At 72.6% G+C, this 2,625-nt stretch carries 3 protein-coding genes; 2 read left to right on the forward strand and 1 reads right to left on the reverse strand.

Annotated elements, in window-relative coordinates:
• On the reverse strand, positions 1-813 hold an 813-nt coding region (locus DQW06_RS13610; RefSeq protein ID WP_157983438.1), incomplete at its 3' end, for a 1-acyl-sn-glycerol-3-phosphate acyltransferase.
• A 389-nt stretch (positions 814-1,202) separates the two neighbouring features.
• Here DQW06_RS13610 and DQW06_RS13615 point away from each other — a divergent pair.
• Both DQW06_RS13615 and DQW06_RS13620 read left to right on the forward strand, forming a co-directional pair.
• Positions 1,203-2,000, forward strand: coding sequence for a carboxylesterase (locus DQW06_RS13615; protein ID WP_013154143.1), 798 nt, complete (start codon positions 1,203-1,205; stop codon positions 1,998-2,000).
• On the forward strand, positions 1,997-2,625 hold a 629-nt coding region (locus tag DQW06_RS13620; protein WP_117198577.1), incomplete at its 3' end, for a hypothetical protein. The genes DQW06_RS13615 and DQW06_RS13620, both read left to right, overlap by 4 nt.

The following is a 2,625-nucleotide window of genomic DNA, read 5'->3' on the forward strand; positions in this document are numbered from 1 at the left end:
GCCCCCGCGCCTGTCCCTGCGCGCCGCCCGCTTCTCCTCGCGGCGGGTCCGCCGCTCCGCCTTGCGCCGCTCGCGCTCGGTCCGCCTGCGGTCCTTGTCGCTGGCGTGCTGCTCGCGTTTGGCCTCCTTGGCCTCCGCCTCCAGCTCGGCCTTGACCGACTGCGCGTAGCGGTCCACGTACTCCTGACCGGACAGCTCCATCAACGCGTACATGATCTCGTCGGTGACGGCCCGCAGCACGCGCGGGTCCTTCTCCATGCCGTGGTAGCGGGAGAAGTCCAGCGGCTTGCCGAACTTGACCTTGGGGCGCACGCCCAGCTTGGGCACCGTGCGGCCGGGGGGCATGATCTTCTCCAGGTTGATCATCGCCATCGGCACCACCGGGGCCTTGGCCTCCAGCGCCAGCCGCGCCACACCCGTCCGGCCGCGGTAGAGCTTGCCGTCGGGGGAGCGGGTGCCCTCGGGGTAGATGCCCAGGAGGTCGCCGCGCTTGAGCACTCTCAGGCCCGTGCGCAGCGCCGCCTCGCTGGCCTTGCCGCCCGAGCGGTCGATGGGGATCTGCCCCACGCCGGTGAAGAACGCCCGGCTCAGCAGCCCCTTGACGCCCGTGCCGGTGAAGTACTCGGCCTTGGCCAGGAAGGTGATCTTGCGCGGCAGCGGCAGCGGACCGAAGAAGTGGTCGGAGAAGGACAGGTGGTTGCTGACCATGATCGCCGGACCGCGGCGCGGCACGTTCTCCACACCCTCGGCGCGCGGCTGCCACAGTACGGCCAGGACCGGCCCCAGGATCGCCTTGACCACCCAGTAGAACATCGCTCAGATCACCCCTGCACACGCGGGGAGCACTGGGCAGGGTCTGCCACGATTCACCGTCCCGCTCTGCCGACATTGTCAGGAGGGCTCGCGCCCGGAGAGTGGGGGAGGAGCCGCCGCCTGACGTGCGCCATCCTCCCACCGTGTGAGCGCGAGTGCCAAAGCGCCCCCGAACGGGCCGTCGGCCCGACGCAGAAGAGGATACTCAGTCGGCCCGCGTGGCGGGTGCCTGCCTCCGGTCGCCGGGGACGGGAACGTTAGTGTGCACTCATGGCGAACGGACCGCCGAACGGTTAGCCTCACGGCAGGAGCCAGGGTTTCCCGTGCCTCCGCTCCGGTCGCCGCAGACCCCCGTCCCCCGCGCACCGCACGATTCCTGGAGCCGCTCCGTGAGACCGACCGACGCCCCTCCCCTGATCCCGGGCGCTGAGCCGTTCAGTCACCGCGGGTCGGACACGGGCGTCCTGCTCTGCCACGGTTTCACCGGCTCCCCGTACTCGATGCGACCCTGGGCCGAGCACCTGGCCGCCGCCGGACTCAGCGTCGAGGCGCCCCTGCTGCCCGGGCACGGCACGGTCTGGCACGACATGAACCTCACCACCAGCGACGACTGGCTCGCCGAGGTCGAACGGGCCCTGTTGGACCTGGCCTCGCGCTGCGGGGAGGTGTTCGTCATGGGGCTGTCCATGGGCGGCGCCCTCAGCCTGCGCCTGGCCCAGAGGCACCCGGGCCTCGTGCGCGGGGTCGTGCTCGTCAACCCCTCCCTGGCGGTGGAGGACCGACGCCTGCCCGTCATCGCCCCCGTCCGCCGCCTGGTCTCGCGGATCATGCCCTCCACGCCCGGTCTGGGCTGCGACGTCTCCAAGGACGACACCACCGAGGGCGGGTACGACCGCGTCCCCACCGCGGCCGCGGCGACACTCCCGAAGCTGTGGCGCGAGGTTCAGGAGGGCATGTCCGGTTTGCGAGCGCCGATCCTGGCCTACCGAAGCACCCAGGACCACGTCGTCGGACCGCGCAGTCTGCGTATCCTCGCTAGGAGAGCGGTCAACACCGGGCTGACGATCCACCTGCTCCACGACAGCTACCACGTGGCGACCCTCGACCATGACGCCGCCGTCGTCTTCGACGGGAGCCTCGCCTTCGTGCGAGAGCACAGTAGAAGCGGGGAAGGAGCCGACCGATGACGCAACGTCGGGGAAACGGCCTGCTCGCCGACGCCTACGTTCCGCTGATCCTGCTCGCGCCCTCGCACGCCGACCTCATGCTGGAGGCGCTCCGGCGCAGCGGCATCGCCGCCTACGCCGTGCCCCTGGACGAGGACGTCCTGGAGCCCGAGGGCAGTCAGGCCGACGACCCGCCCACCGACCACCTGTACGTGGACGCCGAGGAGCGGGCCGCGGCCGAGAGGGTCCTGGGCGCCGAGCTGCCCGACCTGGACGGGCGGCCCGGGACGGCCCCCGACCTGCTGGCGTCACGCGGCGAACCCCGCTCCGACGCCGACGCCGAGGAGGGCGGGGAGGCCGCCGCGCACGAGTCCCCCGACGCGACGGTCGGCGGCGACCTGCTGGACGGCCCGCCCGCCAACGTCGACCCCGACGCCGCGCCCGCCCGGCCCGCGGACGAGGACGAGGTCTGGAACGACCTGGTCGCCCGCTTCTACGACGACGCAGACACCCGGGGGCAGCGCCGCCGCGCCGCCTGGCCCGACGCCGAGAACCTCAGCGCCCCGGGAGGGGACGCCTCCTCCGGCGGCGACCTCCTGGCCGGAGGGACCGCCGGCGCCGGGGACGGGGAGGAGCGCGAGACGGC

This window comes from Nocardiopsis sp. TNDT3, from assembly GCF_003427465.1.
GTDB classification, from domain to species: domain Bacteria; phylum Actinomycetota; class Actinomycetes; order Streptosporangiales; family Streptosporangiaceae; genus Nocardiopsis; species Nocardiopsis dassonvillei.